This is a genomic window from Streptomyces violascens (assembly GCF_014649955.1).
GTDB lineage: Bacteria > Actinomycetota > Actinomycetes > Streptomycetales > Streptomycetaceae > Streptomyces > Streptomyces violascens.
The window spans coordinates 45,424-61,864 of sequence record NZ_BMUA01000030.1 but is presented as its reverse complement, the minus strand read 5'-3'; the positions used below and the strand labels follow the sequence as shown (position 1 = coordinate 61,864).

The following is a 16,441-nucleotide window of genomic DNA, read 5'->3' as shown; positions in this document are numbered from 1 at the left end:
GATGCTCCCATTCAGTGGGTCAGAGAAGGGTGGCAGGCCCGCCCGGAGGGAGCGGGGTCTGTTGCACCTGGAACGAGAAACCCTTACAAAACGTCACAAATAGTGCCCGTTTGGGCCAATGCCCAACTCGCCGGCGCGGCAATCACCGGGCCCGGCCCGCGGCGTGTGTGCCCGTCCTGCCGGGGCCTGGCGGGAGGCCGGGCCTGCCGGCAGCGGTGGGCATGCTGTCGCCGTGGCCTGTGCCGTGGGCGGATCCGCAGAAGTAAACGTGGTGGCCGCCGGCGCGCCTGGAAAGGACGCACATATCCCGTGTCCGGGTCCGGCCGGCGGGGTGGCGGGTCCCGGGGTTTGTGAGACGGGCCTTCCACCCGGGAAGTGGACACCGTTTCGTGTGGTTATGCGGCGAGTGTCAGGGTAGCTGATTGCTCGTAGGCGACGGGGCTGAGCTGCCCGTTTGCAGAATGACGGCGTCGGGTGTTGAAGCGGGTGAGCCCCGATGCCCTCGCGGCGGAGCTGACGCCAGATCTTACGGGCGCCGTAGACGCGGTGGTTGTCCTCGAACACACGCTGGATCTCGACCTTCAACTCCTCGTCGAGCAGGTCACGTTGAGAGGGCCGGCCGTCGCGCTTCTTGGCGTCGTAGTACGTGGACGGAGCGAACTGCAGCACCTCGCGGACCGGCTCGACCCCGAGCTCCTCCCGCACCTCGTCGATGAACACAGTCACCTCGGCAGTCGCGGGTCGAGCTCCTGCGCGAAGAAAGCCGCCGCTTTGAGGATGTCGTTCGCCCGCCGAAGCTCGCGGTTCCCGCGTTCGAGCTCGGCGATCCGCTGGGCATCCGCCGTGTTCGTCCCCGGCCGCTTCCCGCCGCCGACCTCGGCCTGGCGCACCCACGAGCGGACCGCTTCCCGGTTGACACCGAGCTGGTCGGCGACCCCCGCTATCGACCCGGTCCGCACCCCGGTCTGCTCACGTATCTCGAACACCATCCAGACCGCACGCTCACGGAGCCCGTCCGGATACTTCCTCTTCACTCGCATAAGTCCCAAACCTCCAGGATTCAGGACCTCCAACAGAGCCAGGGCGGTTCAAGGTCCGGCTTGTTGCGACCAGCGTGAGGAAACTCGTCAATAACAGCTCGAACTGACACGAACCGGATCACGAGACACTAGTTACATGCTCTTGTAGCACTAAGTACACGCTGCGTAACCACCCGCCGAGTCCGCGGACACCTCCGCATCGCTCAACTTCGAAGACCCGGAATGGGAGCGAAGCGCACGGAAAAGCCCGATGGCGGTCCACCGGAACTCCGGTGGACCGCCATCGCGTGGAGCAGGTCAGAAGAGCAGGCCGCCCTTGTACAGTGCGTTCTGCGACTGGTTGACGGCCGCCGTGTCGCATGCGGCATAGTGCGAATTCGGGGCCACAACGCCGCCGAGCACGGAGCCGTTGGACCACGGCGCGATGCAACGGCCATCAATGAGCGTCCCGTTAACGACGGCAACGCCCTGCTGAGGGGCGTTCACGACGACCGGCGACTCCGAGAAGCCGTTGCCACCGGTGAGGGTGGAGTTGGAGTCGGCGGCCGCGGCAGCGCTACCGGCTGCCGCGAGGACAAGGCCCGCAGCGAGAGCGGAAATGGCCGAAACCTTGTTACGCATAGGATGCGCCTTTCGGTGGGGCGGTTGGGATTTCCGTGCTCCGAATTGCTTGGAGCAGGTCAGAAGAGCAGGCCGCCCGCGTACGGTGCGTTCTGCGACTGGTTGACGGCCGCCGTGTCGCATGCGGCATAGTGCGAATTCGGGGCCGCAACGCCGCCGAGCACGGCGCCGTTGGACCACGGCGCGATGCAACGGCCATCAATGAGCGTCCCGTTAACGACGAGAACGCCCTGCTGAGGGGCGTTCACGACGACCGGCGACTCCGAGAAGCCACTACCGCCCTTGACAGTGGTGGTGTTGTCGCTGGCCGAGGCGAATCCGACGCTGCTGACCATAGCGCCGAGGGTGAGGGCAGTGATGACCGCGAACTTCCTGGGCAAATTAGTTCCTTCCTCAATTCACGGTTGTACACGCTTGCATACCAGGAAACCTTGATATGCGCGCAAAAGTCACGGGAAGGGCGCCTAAAACGAGGTTCATTCCGCCGGATGGCGCAATGATGCACGTTCCGGAAGGCTATTCTGGAATATATCCGGAATCCGCGTGGCGTAAATGAATGACAATCCGAAAAGGGGACAGGTGCTGACAAGTGTCCGGCCCACCGGAAGGGAGAGGGCCGGTGGGCCGGACAAATGGTTCGGGTGGGGGCTTTCGCCGGTGTGGCCGGCTCCTACGGTTTCCGTCTCGTCACTTGCCGAGCAGGCTACCGAGCCCGGCGGACGTCGGCGCCTGCAGCGGGTGGACCTGGACGACGCCGTTTCCGGCCGGGTTCTTCACCGGAATCGTGGCCTTCTTGGAGGCGTTCGGGTCCACGCCGTCGAGGTATACGCCCGAGACCCCCGGCGTCTCCTTCTGGTCGAAGGCGCTGCCGTTGGCGATCTTGCCGGTGCGGGCCAGCCGCGATGCGACATCGGCCGCGGGCACGACCGCCGGAGTCACCTTGGCCGGGGACACGAGGCCGAGCACGCCACCCGATCCGGTCGGCACGGCCAGCGGGGTGGCGGCCGACGCCGCGACGGCGGACCCACCCACGAGGCCCGCGCCGATGGCCAACGCCGCAGTGGCGAAAATCGCCTTCTTCATGATTCACCTCGGTTGAAAGTTACTTCGGATCCGACGGCTGGAGAACATAGCAGTCCATGCCCTCCGTAAATGCGACGCGTTACTCCATACGCATGAAATCCAGATGAGCGAACAATGCTTTGCTTACGGTGTCGTCGGAGGGGTTCACATGGCCGGTGAACCAATTGATCGTATGGTGCGTCCGGAAGATTATTCAACCTCGATCCACCGCATAGAAGTCGATGAAGAGATTCGGGCTTCTCGCGGTGGATTTCTTGCTGGTGGGCAGGCCGAGGTTCCGGGTGGCCGTCCGGGACGGGGTCTCCGAGGGGTTTCTGGTCGTGGGCGAACAGGGCGGCCGTGTTGTTATTGAGCCGAAACTATCTGGTTGCCTTGCTCGTTGAGGGTGTGTGATCGAGCTTGGGGGTGCGCGGGGGCTGTCACCTGCCGTGCAGGAGGTGGTGCGGCTTCGGGTGGTGGCCGCCCTGGAGTCGGGGCAGGTGCGGACGTACCGGCAGGCAGCCGAGGTGTTCGGGGTGTCGCAGCGGTCTGTGGGCACATGGTGGCGCAAGTACAAGTGCGCGGGCAGAGAGGCACTCGCGGCACCGGTCAAGTCCCGCTCCGGACCGGGCGAGTTGATCGGGGCCCAGGAGCGTGCGGTGCTGTTCCAGGCAATGGCCGACTACACGCCCGAGCAGTTGCTGATCGGCGGACCGATGTGGACCCGCAAGCTGGTCGGCGAGCTGATCCGGATGGTGGTCGGTGTCGCCATGACCGAGCAGGGCGTGGGCAAGTGGCTGCGCAGGCACGGCTTCTCCCCGCAGCGCCCGGCCCGCCGCTCCTGCCGCCAGCAGCAGGAGAAGGTGACCGCCTGGCTCGAAGAGGAGTACCCCGCCATCGCCGGGCGGGCAACGGCGGAGCACGCCGTCGTGGCCTGGGTGGACCAGTGCGGCCTGCGCTCGGACACCGCCCCGCCCGGACGGTCCTGGGCGCCGGCCGGGCAGACCCCGACCGTGAAGGTCAGCGGCCGCCGGTTCCGCGTGAACATCATGTCCGCGATCGCCTCCCGCGGCTCACTCTGGTTCACCGTGTTCACCGGGAAGTTCACCGCGAAGGTCTTCATCACCTTCCTCGACCGGCTCGCCCGCCAGGCCGGACGGAAGGTCCACGTCATCGCCGACCGGCACCCCGTCCACCGCGCCAAGGCCGTGACCGCCTGGCTCGCCGACAACACGGACTGCGTCGAGCTGCACCTGATGCCCGGATACAGCCCCGAACTCAACCCCGACGAGCTCCTCAACGCGGACATCAAGCGGAACGTCCACGCCGCACGCCCCGCCTCCGCCGACAACCTCGCCCACGAGACCCGCCGCTTCCTCCACCGACGCCAGCACCAACCCCACCACGTCCGCGGCTACTTCCACGCCCGCCACGTCCGTTACACCCTCGAATAGGCAAGTGGACCCACGTCTGCAGAGCGCCTTCATGCACACCCAGGTCCCGCGCGACCTCCGCGGACGGCTTCCCCGTCTCCAGCACGATCCGCACCGCACCCTCACGGAACTCGGCATCGTACTTCCGTCGCTTCTCCGCCATGACCCTCAACTACCCCTATGGTCACGACTCCACGGTACGAGGGGAGGGCCAGCGAGGCCTACAACGACCTCCGTGGCCGCCTGGGTGTGGTGCAGTCCATGGAGCGCGTGGGTTCGGCGCTGGACAACGCAGCGGCGGAGTCGTTCCACTCGACGATCAAGGTGGAGTACATCCGTCGGCACCGCTTCACCGCCCGTGCCGAGGCCCGGCTGAAGATCGCCACGTGGATCGCGGACTTCTTCAACCGGTGCCGAAGGCACAGCGCCGCTGATGGACTGCCGCCGGCGGAGTCCGAACGGATCATCAACCAGAAGCGTGCCAAGGCTCATTCACGAGCCCAGGCCGCATAGACGAGGACTCCACGCTCCCAGGGGATTGCCATCACGGTGTTGGGCGGGGAATATAACCGTGATCAAGCAGAGGTCGTCCACTGAGCATACGAGTTTGCCCTTTTTCACCTGTAGGCCGCTTAACGCTTTGGCCCTCTGATGAGTCAGGGCTGGAGTGGGACGCCAGCGGATCACTCCGCTGGGGTGGCACCAGCGTCAAATGGTGCCTTCGCGTTTCAACGTCCCACGCCCAGCACCCCGGGGGGCGCTGGGGCTTACAGGGGCTCTACGCGCGTTTTGGGTCTCCCCCTTACCGGAGGCGACCGCCGCGATCTGCCTGCGGGCCGCTTTCATGATGTTGGAGGCGGAGTTCTCGTGGCGGTCTACGGCGTGACCGCATGAGATGCAGTGGAACTTCGCTTGGCCTGGCTTTGAGCTTGGGTTTCGCTCTCCGCACTTGGCGCAAGTTGAGGCGACGGGCGTGCCTTGGTCGATGACGATGAGGCGGGACCCGTACCAACGAGACTTGTAGGTGAGCTGTCGGCGCACTTCGCCTAGTGAGGCATCCAGGAGGTGCCGGTCGAACAATGCCTTGACCTTGACATTCTTGCCCGGGTCAGCGACGGTGCCCCGTGGCGTTCTAGTCAACTGGACAAGGCTGAGGTCTTCGATCGCCACCATGTCGAAGCGGGTGACAAGTGCTTTAGTGAGGCCATGGATACTAGTGGCCCGGCGAAGCTTGATGGCATGGTGCAGGCGCGCCACACGGTCGGCGGCGCGCTGGCGCCGCCGTGAGCCCTTCGTGGTCCTTGACAGTTGCTTCTGGGCCTTGACGAGCCGGTCCATGCCCGCTTTGAGATGGCGGGGGTGGGCGACGACGGTCGAGGCAGGGTCGGTGTGGTCGAGGCGTGAGGTGAGCACGGCGAGGTGGCGGGAACCTAGGTCGGCGCCCACCAGTCCGCCGGTGCGTTGGCGTCGGGTGGGCTGGCCGTGCTGCATGACCGTGCCGCCGCCACTCACCTTCGCCGCCGCGTATGCCTCGTCGGCTGACAAATAGCTGCTACGGGTGCCGTCGGTGGCGGTGTGCTCCCACAGCACGGGGACATCCTGCTGGAGCGTCACCAGGACGGATGCGTACCAGCGGTGGGCACCCCGGGAGATTGTCACTGAATTGATCCGGGCAGTGCCGCGGTCGATGAGGCGCACGAGCCACTTGGAGGACTCGCAGGTGCGGATACTACCGAGCGTTGACAGGGCAAGCCGCCGGTAGCCGTCGGGACGCAGGGTCGGCTTCTTGACGTCGTGGTACAGCGCGAAGCTGTCCGCAGCACGGCCCTTACGCTTGAAGCGCGGGTAACCAACGCGACGCCCGGACCGCTTCCCCGAGCAGCTGTCGAGCCAGTTCTTCCAGGCGCGCTCCGCCCGGTCGAAGCCGGTCGTGAAGGCGTAGACATTGACCTCGCCCCACCAGGGCGAGCCCCCCTCTTCACGGGGCCGGTCGCGTTCGGTGCGCCACAGCGCCGCCATGTCCATCGCGTTCGGCACCCGGAACCCGGCCGCGAACGCCTGCGCCTTGAGCGCGTTGACCGCGCCCCGGGCCTCGGCGAGCGCCGCCCTGAGGGCACCAGCATCAGCGGCAGTACGCGCGGCCACGAGACGCCCGTACAGTACTTCCTGCCCGGCGGGGGGCGTGAAGTCAGCTGCGGTTTGTGGGACCGGCTTGCCCGTCTTCAGGCACATCAGCATTTTGCGGTGATGATCCCACACCGTGATGCTGTCGGTGAGCCCGGACCCGGCCTGCTTGATCAACGCCTCGGCCTGCGCGTCGTCAAGCCCGGCCACCTGGTGCGCTTGGCGCATCTCGGTCCATGCCCGGTGGGCGGCCTGCTTCCGCGCGATCGCGTAGTTGTAGGCCCATCGGCAAGCACCGGCATGCCGGGCAAGATCTTCACGCTGCGCATCGGTCGGGGTCAGGGTGAACTTGTAAGCACGCACAACTTCGATAAGCGGCATACAAACTCCCCTTTCTCAGGACAAGCTGACACTAACCAACAGCGCGGACTGTCATGCGGTTTCGGGGCGGGCTGCTGGCGCCAGGTGGTTGCGGCGAACCGGGGACGTAGACCCCGATTCGCCGCAACCCTGTTTCTGACCCGTCGGATGCACAGGCAGCACCTCCACGAGCTGCAGTTGGACACCCAGAGTGCCAGAACGGGTAGTCGGGACATACCCGTGTCGCTGACCGCTTCAGGGCTCATAACGCCCCAGGCGGGGAAGGGTTACGGCGCCATCCGCCACCGGGGTGGAGGGTGTACACCTGATGGGTCTTCCAAGATTTTCGTAGTCCGCGATCGGGTCAACTGGCCCGTTGAAGCTGCCCACGGCGGGGCCCGGGCACGTCCAGGCGGTGATGACGCCGAGGAGTCCGGCGGCCCACCAGAGCAGGAGGGCGAGGCTCGCGTAGTAGGACAGCCACACCAGCCACCACACCACCCCGCCCGGCGGCGGCCGTGAGCACGGGCGGGGCGAGGAAGTACACCCACCGTGGGGCGCGGTGGACGGCTCGTACCGTCAGGCGCCCGCAGGCGAACGCGGCCAGTGCGTACCCGTTCAGCACGACGACGGCAATGAAGGAGTCCACGGTCAGCTCCACCAGGTGGCGATCCTCGGCACGACCGGGCAGGTGTCGGCGGCGAGGTAGTTCGCGTACCTGCGGGGGATCGGCGGCGGACAGTCATAGACGGGCTGGCCCGACCACCAGCCGAACGCATACACACCGCCCAGGGCCACGACCCCGGCAGCCACCCACACGATTCGGCGAGACTTCATCCAGGCATCCCATCAGGTCCAGACCATTCGGCGCTATGGCGGAGCCCACAATCCAGCACCCCCCGCTGCCTGAGCGGGGACGCGCCGTGGCCACGGTGTCGCGGTAGCGGACCATGCCGACCTTGCTCAGACAGCCGCTCACGCCGATACCACCGTGCCGGAAGCCGGGCACGGAGTCACTGTCGTGCATGGTGATGGCTGCGAAGTTCTCAACGCATGCGTTTGTCGACGTTTCCAGCAGAGCTTCTGAAATTCAGCGGTGGCGTCGGTGCTGGTGGGTCTTCAACACCTCGTAGCCCCACGTGGCGTGCTGCTCGCCCGGGGTGCGGCCTGCGGGGAGCCCGAGTTCTTCGGCGACTTCGGGGAAGCGCGGGTGCATCTGCCGGTCTCCTGCCGTGACCAGTGCCGAGAGTAGCGGCTCGCCGGTCTGGCGGTCTTCGTCGACCAGCCACAGCAGGAGGCACTCGTCATCGCGCTGGAGGACGGGCAGGCCCGGAAGGCGCTTGCGGATCGCCGGCCAGCCGATCGTTGCCCCAGCCCGGGCCGTCTGCTCCAGCAAGGGGCGCAGATCGGTCGCAAGTTCCCACAGCCGCCCCAGTTCCAACAGGGCCGGCCCGGCGGCCCTCCGCGGCCGCCGGCTGACAGCCGGCACCGGAGCGACTCCGGCGGGGCGCGGTCCGGGCTTTTCCGCGGCGTCGTTCGAGGACCGCACCACCGGGTCGGCAGCGGGCACCGAAGGGGCGACGGGGCGGGGACGCGACACGCGCGGCCGCGGAGTTGAGACCGGCTGGGGATCGTGGCGTTCGGCGGCCAGGCGGCGCTCCTCTTCACGCCAGCCGGGGGAGCCGAGGATGTCCTTGAGCGTCTTCAGCCGTGCTCGCTGCTGCCGGGTCTCGCTGGGCGGCGCTTGGGATGCCTGGCCCCAGGCCAGCTCGTACAGCCCCATGTCATGGCCACCGAGTGGGCTTCGATCGCCCGCTCCAGTTCCGTGAGGGTGCCGATGAGGGCCCGGGCGCGTGGTGGCGACTTCCATTGGAGTACGCAGGGGGCGGCCCGCCGTCCGGCGCCGGAAATCGGTCTGCCATCCCGCACCGCCGCTGAGCCGCACGCGCGCCTTCGCCAAGGACGGCCCCTCCTCCCGCACCGCAGACGACCACCGGCTTTACGCCGGGCTCAGCCCACCGTGGATCACCAAATGCCCGCCGCGCAAGGGTACTTCGGGTCACAGGACATGGGCAGAGAGCCGTTACGGCCGGCTAACAAGCCCGCCATGTCCCCCCGTCAGCGGGTACCCGTCGAGCACGCCTCGGCTGGACGATGCGGTGGAGACTCCTGGCTCGATGGGGCACCGCGCGAGGCCTCGGATGATCCCCCCTTGGCATCGCCGGTCTCGTACCAGGTCATCACGGCCCCGGCGCACACTGGTCGTAGACGGCAATCATCATCCCCGAGCGCGAAGTTGAAGCCGTAGCGGGATGCGGTCGCATACCGGCCCAGGGTCTCCACCTGGGCATCGGTCGGGTCCAAGGCGAAGGGGTAGGCCTTGATGATCGTCTCAGTCACCGGAGGATCATCGCCGCCACCACTGACAACGCGGTCCCCGCCCCGATCAGGAAACGGCTACGTGGAGACCGGCGCTGGAACCGAGAGCCATTTCCTGGCGCCGGTGAGGCCTGACTTCCGCCCGTCAGATTGCGCTTCTTCGTCACCCCGCCGCCCCTTCGGTGTTCAGCCGGCCCGGTCACCGCGACAACGGCCCATACTTCAGGGGCCGCTGCATCCGGACCTCTTCACGTGATGGCGGTGGAATCGCTCCTCGCAGAGCGCGGGGGTCGGAGTGCTGCTCCGTCGCATGGCAGGCTCTCGGCCTATGAACCCCGGCAGATTCCGCGTGACCACTCAATTCCATCTCAGAGAAGGCCGCGGCACGGAGGGTTATTGGAATGACCGAGAGGTGGCCGAGGGCAAGTTCCTCGGCCAGGTCGGTATCTACGGCTTCGGCGACACGGTGATCCGCGCGGCCGAGGAGGCCGTCGACGGCCGGTACGTGGTCATCAAGTCCTGGTCGCAGCAGACCGGGATGGTCGCGGGAGATGTGTCCTAGCCACACCTGAGTGTCGCCTGGAGGCCGGTCAGGGCCGCGTTCCGGTCGTGCCGGGTACGGCGCTGTCCATCTCGCCTCGTGGTCCGGCCCACCAAGACGGGGGAGCCTGGCGGGCCGGATCCGTAACACTGCCATACCCCATGCCGGTGCACCGGCATAGCGCAGCGGACGTGACCGAAAGAGGTACCCAGTCCGCAGGGCCGAGGCGGCGGCCCGGCGTCACGCTCGGCATATCAGGCTTCCGGGCCGAGAGGCGGGCCAGGTATGGGACGCGTGAGGTGAGGGCAGCTCTGCGCCGGCCGGACCGGTTACTGATCTCTTCGCCCTGGTGTCGGAAGCTGAGCGCTGTGGTACGCCGGAACTGGCGGTACGCGCATGGAGATCGGACCGAAAGGCCCGTACTCGGCCGTCAGATCGACGTTTCTTCCCTCCCAGCCCGACGATCCTGCGCTGGATTGAGTCACCGCTGGCCGGGACTCCCGGTGCCTGCGGCGGCTGCTTCTGCAGTTGCTGAACGCGGGCAGTCAGGCGGGTGTTGCGTGGCTTGGGCACTACACATCACCCTCGACTTTCTGCCCCACAACGTAGCGGCCCTCCTCGTTGACACAGTCGGCGCACGCCACAGCCAGAGCCGAGGTCGCCGCGAAGCTCGAGTCATCGTGGGGGCCAGAGCTTCCTTTGTCGCCACCCGCGGGCGGTGCCGGGTGGGTGTGCTCGGTGTGGGTCAGGCCCAGCCCATCCAGCTCAGGAGGGTCTGGACGAGAAGGATGGTGGACATGGCGGCGACGGCGAGGACGACGGCAGTGGCGGCGATGCGGTAGCGGGGGCCATTGGCTGCGGCGCCCAGGACGGAGCGGCGGTTGGTCAGGACCAGGAGGTAGACCAGGACGACGGGGCTGATCAGGCCCTGAAGTACCTGGGTACCGATGAGGAGCTGGATGACGTTGACAGGGGTGAGGGCGACGGAGGCGCCGAGGATGATCTGGGCGGTGAACAAGCCCAGGAACAGGGGTGCGTCGCGGAAGCGACGGGAGACGGAGCGCTCGACGCCTGCGGCTTCGCCCACCGCGTAGCTGGCGGACAGGGGGACCACGGCACCGGCCAGGGCGGAGGCGCCGATCAGGCCGAACGCGAAGAGAAGTTCGGCGCCTTGTCCCGCGACGGGTTTGAGTGCTTCGGCCGCTTGGGCGGCGGATTGCAGGGGGCCGGTGCCGCCGATGGCGGCAGCGGTGGCGATGATGATGGTCAGGCTGATCAGGCAGGCGAAGACCGCGCCGAGGATGGCATCCGCGCGGATCAGTCTGTAATCCTCAGGTTTCGCGCCGCGGTCCACGACGCCAGCGGCGGCGTAGAACTGCATGTAGGGGCTGACGGTGGTGCCGATCAGCGCGACCGCGAGCAGGATGAATGCCTGACTGCCCTCGATGTGGGGGATGGCCAGGTGGGAGCCGACCTGTCCCCAGTCGGGGTGTCCGAGGACCATCGCGACGGGGTAGGCGAAGAACGCCAGGGACATGATCAGGAAGATCCGCTCGGCCCAGCGGTAGGAGCCGAAGAGCACCAGGGCCCACAGCAGCAGCGCGGCTGGGGGGATGACAGCCCATTTGGGCACGCCGAGGAGTTCGAAGGCGGCGCCGATCCCGGCGAATTCGGAGACCACCAGGCCGGTGTTGGCCAGCAGCAGGCAGAACACCGCGAGTGCGGTCAGGCGCAGGCTGAACTGTTCACGGATCAAGGCGCCCAGGCCTTTACCTGTGTAGGCGCCGAGGCGGACCGCCATCTCCTGGACCATGACCAGGGCGATCGTGACCAGCACCATGAAGAACAGAGTGCCGTAGACGAACTGGGAGCCCGCCGAGGCGTAGGTGGCGATGCCGGCGGCGTCGTTGCCGGCGTTGGCGGCCACCAGGCCGGGGCCTGCGATCGCCGCCACTGCGGCGATGCGCCTCCAGCCCTTTCTGGGCTCGTGCTCCCTTGCGTCGTCCGGAGCGGTGTCCTGTGTGGTGGTGTCTGCGTCGCGGTTCACTGCAAGAACCTCCGGAAGTGGCGGCGCCCGCGTTCGGGCAGGAGGGCGTCGAGGATGTCGTCGGCGAGCATGCGCCCCAGCGGGCGCTCCTTCTCGTCGACGACCAGCAGCGAGGAGGCACGCGAGGCGAGCAGGTGGTCGGCCACCTCGTTGACGGGGGTATCGGGGCCGACGACGACCTGCGTTCCGAACTGGGCAAGCCAGTCCACGACGTCGCCCATGGTCGTGGTGTCTTCGGCGACGGTGAGGTGGAATAGCGGGATGTCCGCGATCAGCCGGCTGTCGGCGTCCACAACGGCGACGGCGTCGATCTCGGTACGGTGCTCGGCCTGTTCGGCGAGCTGACCGCGGACCTGGGCGACGGTGTCCTCGCGCAGTGCGGTGACGAGCCGAGTCGTCATGGCGCCGCCCGCGGTGTCCTCGGGGCGGGCCAGGAGGCCGCGCAGGCCGGCGGCCTGCGCTGGCGCCATCAGGTCGAGCAGGGTCTCGCGCTCGCCTGCGCCGAGGTCGCGCAGTGCGTCGACGGCCTCGTCGGGTTCCATTTCCCCCAGCATTCGCGCGGCGTAGGCGGGTCCGGCCTCGCGCAGCAGGTTCTCCAGTTCGCCGGGTTCCATCTCCTCCAAGGCGTCGGCGGCGTGACCGGGCTCCAGCCAGGCCAGCAGCTGCTGTCGCTCGGCGCGGCCCAGGTCCTCCAGTACGTCGGCCAGGTCCGCGGGCCTCAGCTGGTGCAGCGAGGAGCGTGTACCGCGCAGGTGGACCTGGGCCGGTCCTTCGGTGGCGTGTTCGGCGAACGGGGCAACCGCCTGCCAGTCCAGCACCCGCTCCGGCGTGGGCCGCGCCTGCCAGCGCCGCGGCCCCAGCCTGCGCAGCAGTGTGGGCAGCGAGACGTCCACCCCGACCAGCACGATGCGCTCGGCCAGGGGCGCGAGGTACAGATCCGCGGCACGGGTGACCTGGATGCCGTCCACATCCACCAGTTGGTGGTCGAGCACGTCACGGGCCAGCAGCACCTCGCCGGGGCGGCGTTCGTACTCGCGCAGGTCCATCCGTGCCGTCCGCAGTCGGACCTGTCCGGCGTTGACCTGTTCGACGGTGTCGACCTGGAGGAACGCGCTTCGGCGCCCGACCCGGACGACCAGGCCGGTCACTGGCGGATAGGGGTCCGTGCCGTACAGCCGGGCGACGACGTCGACCACGCGCCCGACGTCGTCGCCGGCCTGGTTGGTGACAGGGCCGCCGACCAGGCCGGCCACGGACACCAGGGAGCCGCGCACCGTTTTGGAGGCGGTCGCGCGGCGTGCGAGCTGGACCCGACGGTCACGCAGACGCGCTGATGTGGTCATGAGCAGATTGTTGGCAGACAAAGTGAACACCCCCTGGCCCCGACACGGCGGGGAACGAGGCAGCACCAGGACGCGCGTCGACACACGAGCCACCGGGACCGAGCACGCTCCGCCGGTCCGCACGCGAGTACGGTCGGCGGTCGACGGGCAGGTCACGGCGTGGCAGTGGCTACCTGGCGCCGCGAAGAGACGGCGAGGAACACAGTTGGTGGGGCCGACTATGGCCCGGACTACTGTCCATCTCGCCTCCCCCAGGTCATGAGCGCAGGCGCTCCGGCACCGTGGCAGGGAGTACCGGACACTTGCCCGGCTCACCCCAACTCGTCAGAGCTTTGGCACTCCACGGCGTATTCCCCGGCCCGGGGGAAGCTACTTGGGGCCACCCCTTAAGCCGGGGAGACCTGTCCTGATCCGGAGCGTCTCTCGACGGGTGGGATCAGTGGCCTGTGTCCGTGAAGACGCCTCACCGAACGAGGTGCCTTGAAAACAACGGTGCGAACCCTACGCCACACTTGCAGATAGGCGCAACAATCCGAAACGACGCGATCCGCCCCATCGCGGCGGCCCAGGCAGGGAGGTCAGCTACCCGTACGACCCCGCCAACCGCGGCCACGCGAGTCATCACCACTAAGACCGTGCATAGCGTGGGAATGGGGCTGGGCGTGTGGGCGAGGATGCCGGCGGCGCTACGACGAGACGTTGATGCACCAGCTGTTTGCCGTTGTTGCCGGGGATTTGGCAGATGCCGGCCACGTTGTCGCCGGCTCACGCCGTTCCGGTCAGTGGCGTACTGAGACCCGGATCTGAGTAGATCCCGGTGTCGACCCGCGGGTGGATTTCTCGCCCGGCGCCCAGGACTCCAGTTGCTGATCGTGGTGATGCCGTAACCGCGGCCGCACCACGGACTGTGTGCGTCCCGGGGATGTCTGCTGATGGGGCTGCAGCGGCACTCAACGCCATGGCCGCACAGGTCGCTATGACGACGAACAGGGTCTCACTCCGCCCATGATGATTCCCTCCCGTATCCTTACCGGGGTCGATCGACCCCCGGTAAGGCAGCAATCCTCTTGCGCCACATGGGCATTTGGCGGCGCTTCCTCTGCCAATGGCTCGAACTTGACCCGAGGATTATGGTGTCGTGACCCCTCAGCCTCGCAGTCGAGCTGGCCGCTTTGGTCACCGACACCTTGCTCATTACCTGGAGCGCCGAGCACCAGCCATGTCGGCTCCAGCCGTTGTCGAGCGAGCCGGTCGGTGGCCGTCGGTATCGTCGGCTAACCCAGGGGCTCTTGAGGAGAGGGGACACCCACTGTGCCTTTTGCACCTCGTGTCATAGCTCGGTTCCTGTTGGTGACTGCTGCTGTGCTGTTGGCCTGGACGGTGGTTCTGGGGTTCCTGCTCGATGGCCAGACTCAGGTGCGCAACTGGTCGGTGTCCTGGGTCGGTATGGACCTGTTGCAGGTGACGGGACTGGTGGCCACCGCGATCCTCTTGGCACGTCGGGTTCGTACGGTTTCACCGGTGGCGGCGGCCACCGCCGCGCTGCTGGTCCTGGACGCGTGGTTTGACGTTGCGACGTCCGACGACGGTGGTGCCCGGTACGTGGCATTGATCATGGCTTTCTTGGTGGAGTTGCCCGCCGCCCTATGGCTGGCCTGGCTGGCGGCTTTCGCGCTGCACTGGGAAGCTCATCGGTCCGAGGGGGGTAGGGCACCATGACTCCGCCGTGCCCTGCTCTGCCGCAGCGGCTGAGCATCAACCCTGTCATGAGACCAACTCGAAGCGGCGGCTGCCATCGGCGCGACGTGATCCAGCCTCTGACTGTCGCAGACTTGCGGGGAGGGACAACTCCAAGCGTTCGACGCCCTCTTGAACGCCGACGAAGGTGCGTGTGCTCCAGCGCCACGCAGCATCGCGTCGATCCAGCCCTTTGCCTGGTCCACAACCAGGTGGCCGGTAGCCCGGGTACGTCGCTCCGTCCTGCGACCCCGGCCTGGAACCAGAAGCCTTGGGGCCGTCGTGCCTGTGCAAGTGCGTACCGACAGACGGGGGCCGCCCACCCGTAGTGGACGACCCCAGGCGTCGCTCTGTCAAGTGCCGACGCCGAAGCGGCAGGTGTTGGTGTGGCCGGGGTCTTGGGCGAAGGTTTCGGGGATGGGCCTCTTGAGTTTCGTGTTTTCGTGGGTCATGGCGCGGTGTTGGCGCTGGCGGTGAACCAGGCGTGTGGAGGGTGTGTCAACTTAACGGCTGATCTTGGTTGTTGGGTTATCGCTGGTCGGTGGGGGGCAGGCGGCCATCGAAGGCGATCTGGAAGGCGTTCAGGGGTGCCTTCCAGTGCATCGTCCAGCGGCGGCGGCCCTTGCCGGTCGGGTCCAGGCTCATCAGTGCCATGTAGACGCACTTCAACGCGGCGGCCTCCGAGGGGAAGTGGCCGCGGGCCCGAACCGCCTTGCGGATCCGGGCATTCACACTCTCAATCGCGTTCGTGCTGCAGATGACCTTGCGGATCTCGACGTCGAAGGACAAGAAGGGCACCATCTCGGCCCAGGCGTCGGACCACAGCTTGATCACGGCCGGATACTTGGCGCCCCACTTCTCGGAGAACTGCAGGAACCGTTCGGTGGCGGCGGCCTCGCCCGGCGCGGTGTAGACGGGCTTGAGATCCTTGGCGTCCTTGTCCCAGTCCTGGCGGGCACAGTGGCGGATGCTGTTGCGAATCAGGTGAACGATGCAGGTCTGGACGACCGTGCAGGGCCAGACCGTCCCGACCGCGTCGGGCAGGCCCTTCAGCCCGCCGCAGACGAGCATGAGGACATCTTCAACTCCGCGATTCTTCAGCTCGGTGAAGACCTGGAGCCAGTGCTTGGCGCCCTCGCCGCCGTCACCGGCCCAGATCCCGAGAATGTCCCGGGTGCCCTCGACCGTGACGGCCATCGCAACGCAGATGGGCCGGTCGGCGACCTTGCCATCGCGCATCTTCACGTTGATGGCGTCCACGAAGACAACGGGTAGACGCGGTCCAGCGGGCGGGCCTGCCATTCCGCCATGCCCTCCATCACCGTGTCCGTGATCGTGGTGATGGTCTGCCTGGACACCTCCGCCCCGTACACCTCGGCCGGATGAGCCGATATCTCCCCGTGCGTGAGGCCCTTCGCGGACAACGGGAGCACCATCTCGTCCACGCCGGTCAGACGGCGCTGCCGCTTGCGGACGATCTGCGGCTCGAAGGCGCCAGCGGTGTCGCGGGGCACCTTCACCTCGACCGGGCCGACGCCGGTCAGTACCGTCTTGGCCCGGGTGCCGTTCCGGCTGTTGCCGCTGTTCCTGCCGGCCGCGTCGTGCTTGTCACAGCCGACGTGGCCGGTGATCTCGCCCTCCAGGGCGGACTCCAGCACCCGCTTCGTCAGCTGCTGCAACAGACCACCCTCCCCGGTCAGCTGCAGCCCCTCCGACCGGGCACGCCCCACCAGCATCCCACTGAGCGTCGGAGG

General features: G+C 67.3%; 16 protein-coding genes, 2 pseudogenes, 1 riboswitch and 1 other annotated feature. Of the genes and pseudogenes, 5 read left to right on the top strand and 13 right to left on the bottom strand.

The window, feature by feature from the left end; translation table 11 throughout:
* Window positions 1-93: 93 nt before the first annotated feature.
* The 5 genes from IE206_RS43700 to IE206_RS35755 form a co-directional block, all read right to left on the bottom strand.
* Window positions 94-669, bottom strand: coding sequence for an IS3 family transposase (locus IE206_RS43700; protein WP_373301037.1), 576 nt, complete (start codon window positions 667-669; stop codon window positions 94-96).
* Window positions 652-765: a sequence feature (AL1L pseudoknot), on the bottom strand. Its footprint overlaps the gene before it by 18 nt.
* Window positions 723-1,040: a transposase gene (locus tag IE206_RS35770; protein WP_189969745.1), complete on the bottom strand. Its 318-nt coding sequence runs from the start codon at window positions 1,038-1,040 to the stop codon at window positions 723-725. Its footprint overlaps the feature before it by 43 nt.
* A 297-nt stretch (window positions 1,041-1,337) precedes the next feature.
* Window positions 1,338-1,661, bottom strand: coding sequence for a hypothetical protein (locus IE206_RS35765; protein ID WP_189969743.1), 324 nt, complete (start codon window positions 1,659-1,661; stop codon window positions 1,338-1,340).
* Between the two features lie 59 nt (window positions 1,662-1,720).
* Window positions 1,721-2,041, bottom strand: coding sequence for a hypothetical protein (locus tag IE206_RS35760; protein WP_229853312.1), 321 nt, complete (start codon window positions 2,039-2,041; stop codon window positions 1,721-1,723).
* Between the two features lie 307 nt (window positions 2,042-2,348).
* Entirely contained in the window at window positions 2,349-2,744 is a 396-nt protein-coding gene (locus IE206_RS35755) for a hypothetical protein (protein ID WP_229853311.1), read from the bottom strand.
* 389 nt (window positions 2,745-3,133) lie between these two features.
* Here IE206_RS35755 and IE206_RS35750 point away from each other — a divergent pair, with 389 nt between their 5' ends.
* Window positions 3,134-4,177, top strand: coding sequence for an IS630 family transposase (locus tag IE206_RS35750; protein ID WP_189969741.1), 1,044 nt, complete (start codon window positions 3,134-3,136; stop codon window positions 4,175-4,177).
* A 16-nt stretch (window positions 4,178-4,193) separates the two neighbouring features.
* Here IE206_RS35750 and IE206_RS43695 read toward each other — a convergent pair.
* Window positions 4,194-4,319, bottom strand: a pseudogene (locus IE206_RS43695) (transposase); the annotation flags it as partial.
* A gap of 17 nt (window positions 4,320-4,336) precedes the next feature.
* Here IE206_RS43695 and IE206_RS35745 point away from each other — a divergent pair.
* Window positions 4,337-4,669: an integrase core domain-containing protein gene (locus IE206_RS35745; protein WP_189969739.1), complete on the top strand. Its 333-nt coding sequence runs from the start codon at window positions 4,337-4,339 to the stop codon at window positions 4,667-4,669.
* A 195-nt stretch (window positions 4,670-4,864) separates the two neighbouring features.
* On the opposite strand, the gene IE206_RS35740 is transcribed toward IE206_RS35745, so the two are convergent.
* Both IE206_RS35740 and IE206_RS35735 read right to left on the bottom strand, forming a co-directional pair.
* Window positions 4,865-6,661, bottom strand: coding sequence for an RNA-guided endonuclease TnpB family protein (locus IE206_RS35740; protein WP_189969737.1), 1,797 nt, complete (start codon window positions 6,659-6,661; stop codon window positions 4,865-4,867).
* Between the two features lie 630 nt (window positions 6,662-7,291).
* Entirely contained in the window at window positions 7,292-7,477 is a 186-nt protein-coding gene (locus tag IE206_RS35735; RefSeq protein ID WP_189969735.1) for a hypothetical protein, read from the bottom strand.
* On the opposite strand from IE206_RS35735, the gene IE206_RS43690 reads away from it, so the two are divergent.
* Window positions 7,461-7,550, top strand: coding sequence for a hypothetical protein (locus IE206_RS43690; protein ID WP_189969790.1), 90 nt, complete (start codon window positions 7,461-7,463; stop codon window positions 7,548-7,550). The two genes, IE206_RS35735 and IE206_RS43690, sit on opposite strands and share 17 nt — an antisense overlap.
* A gap of 180 nt (window positions 7,551-7,730) precedes the next feature.
* Here IE206_RS43690 and IE206_RS35725 read toward each other — a convergent pair whose 3' ends face one another.
* On the bottom strand, window positions 7,731-8,423 hold the full coding sequence (locus IE206_RS35725) for a hypothetical protein (RefSeq protein WP_189969733.1): 693 nt from the start codon (window positions 8,421-8,423) through the stop codon (window positions 7,731-7,733).
* 335 nt (window positions 8,424-8,758) lie between these two features.
* Window positions 8,759-9,040 carry a helix-turn-helix domain-containing protein gene (locus IE206_RS35720; RefSeq protein WP_189969731.1) on the bottom strand — a complete coding sequence of 94 codons (282 nt, stop codon included), beginning with the start codon at window positions 9,038-9,040 and terminating at the stop codon, window positions 8,759-8,761.
* Window positions 9,041-9,431: 391 nt separating this feature from the next.
* On the opposite strand from IE206_RS35720, the gene IE206_RS35715 reads away from it, so the two are divergent.
* Complete coding sequence (locus IE206_RS35715) at window positions 9,432-9,581, top strand: hypothetical protein (RefSeq protein ID WP_189969729.1); 150 nt, start codon at window positions 9,432-9,434, stop codon at window positions 9,579-9,581.
* 724 nt (window positions 9,582-10,305) lie between these two features.
* On the opposite strand, the gene IE206_RS35710 is transcribed toward IE206_RS35715, so the two are convergent.
* On the bottom strand, window positions 10,306-11,607 hold the full coding sequence (locus IE206_RS35710) for an NRAMP family divalent metal transporter (protein ID WP_189969727.1): 1,302 nt from the start codon (window positions 11,605-11,607) through the stop codon (window positions 10,306-10,308).
* Window positions 11,604-12,950, bottom strand: a complete 1,347-nt coding sequence (locus IE206_RS35705) for a magnesium transporter MgtE N-terminal domain-containing protein (protein WP_229853310.1) — start codon at window positions 12,948-12,950, stop codon at window positions 11,604-11,606. Before IE206_RS35705 ends, IE206_RS35710 begins: the two co-directional genes overlap by 4 nt.
* Before the next feature lie 308 nt (window positions 12,951-13,258).
* A riboswitch (M-box (ykoK) riboswitch) is annotated at window positions 13,259-13,432 on the bottom strand.
* Window positions 13,433-14,300: 868 nt separating this feature from the next.
* Here IE206_RS35705 and IE206_RS35700 point away from each other — a divergent pair.
* Complete coding sequence (locus tag IE206_RS35700; RefSeq protein ID WP_189969723.1) at window positions 14,301-14,669, top strand: hypothetical protein; 369 nt, start codon at window positions 14,301-14,303, stop codon at window positions 14,667-14,669.
* A gap of 546 nt (window positions 14,670-15,215) precedes the next feature.
* On the opposite strand, the pseudogene IE206_RS35695 reads toward IE206_RS35700, so the two are convergent.
* A pseudogene (locus tag IE206_RS35695) lies at window positions 15,216-16,423 on the bottom strand (IS256 family transposase).
* Window positions 16,424-16,441 lie beyond the last annotated feature (18 nt).

Bases quoted from the DNA above. Each gene is read 5' to 3' on its own strand.
- IE206_RS35705 (WP_229853310.1), bottom strand. From the start codon at position 12,950: ATGACCACATCAGCGCGTCTGCGTGACCGTCGGGTCCAGCTCGCACGC.
- IE206_RS35735 (WP_189969735.1), bottom strand. From the start codon at position 7,477: ATGAAGTCTCGCCGAATCGTGTGGGTGGCTGCCGGGGTCGTGGCCCTG.
- IE206_RS35725 (WP_189969733.1), bottom strand. From the start codon at position 8,423: ATGGGGCTGTACGAGCTGGCCTGGGGCCAGGCATCCCAAGCGCCGCCC.
- IE206_RS35770 (WP_189969745.1), bottom strand. From the start codon at position 1,040: ATGCGAGTGAAGAGGAAGTATCCGGACGGGCTCCGTGAGCGTGCGGTC.
- IE206_RS35755 (WP_229853311.1), bottom strand. From the start codon at position 2,744: ATGAAGAAGGCGATTTTCGCCACTGCGGCGTTGGCCATCGGCGCGGGC.
- IE206_RS35745 (WP_189969739.1), top strand. From the start codon at position 4,337: ATGGTCACGACTCCACGGTACGAGGGGAGGGCCAGCGAGGCCTACAAC.
- IE206_RS35765 (WP_189969743.1), bottom strand. From the start codon at position 1,661: ATGCGTAACAAGGTTTCGGCCATTTCCGCTCTCGCTGCGGGCCTTGTC.
- IE206_RS35740 (WP_189969737.1), bottom strand. From the start codon at position 6,661: ATGCCGCTTATCGAAGTTGTGCGTGCTTACAAGTTCACCCTGACCCCG.